This is a genomic window from Salinisphaera sp. SWV1, assembly GCF_052044155.1.
In the GTDB taxonomy this organism is placed as follows: Bacteria; Pseudomonadota; Gammaproteobacteria; order Nevskiales; family Salinisphaeraceae; genus Salinisphaera.
Genome location: NZ_JBQDYE010000171.1, coordinates 1 through 549 on the forward strand (window position 1 = coordinate 1; position 549 = coordinate 549).

1 pseudogene is annotated in these 549 nt (G+C 39.7%); it reads left to right on the forward strand.

Annotated features, from left to right (window positions below):
• A pseudogene (locus ACS8YF_RS20075) lies at nt 1-549 on the forward strand (autotransporter outer membrane beta-barrel domain-containing protein); the annotation flags it as partial.

Below are 549 nucleotides of genomic sequence, written 5' to 3' on the forward strand. Positions count from 1 at the left end.
TGGGTAATGCATATGCAACACAATTGTTGGATGATTATAGTATAATTTCCTATATGACTGATGAAGAATCGCCGATTGAAATCAAAGATAATAATCCGATAAGTAATGGAGAGTATCTAACCACTGAAGACGAAAGCCATGCTGTGAAAGTGGATGACGGTGTAACTGGATATATAAATAATGCCAGTGTGATGACTAGTGGTGATGGATCTTATGGTATTTCTGTTGATAGTCAAAACAAAGTATTATATATAAGCGATAGCGATATTAAGACCTCTGGAAGCGTATCTGACAAAGAAAATAGAGGGATAACAGCCAGCGCAGTAGTCAGTGAATTTGGTGGCACCATCTTTATGAATGGTGATAATCCAGTCGAGCCGGGTGGGGCATATTCAGCGGGACTTTTAAGCCAGGTTAATGATTCTGAAAAGATGGTAAATAACACCCGTCTTGAAACCACAGATAAAACGAACATTGTTACCTCTGGGGAAAATGCAGTAGGTGTTCTTGCATGTTCAAGTCCTGGAGAGTCTCGAACATGTGTCGAGA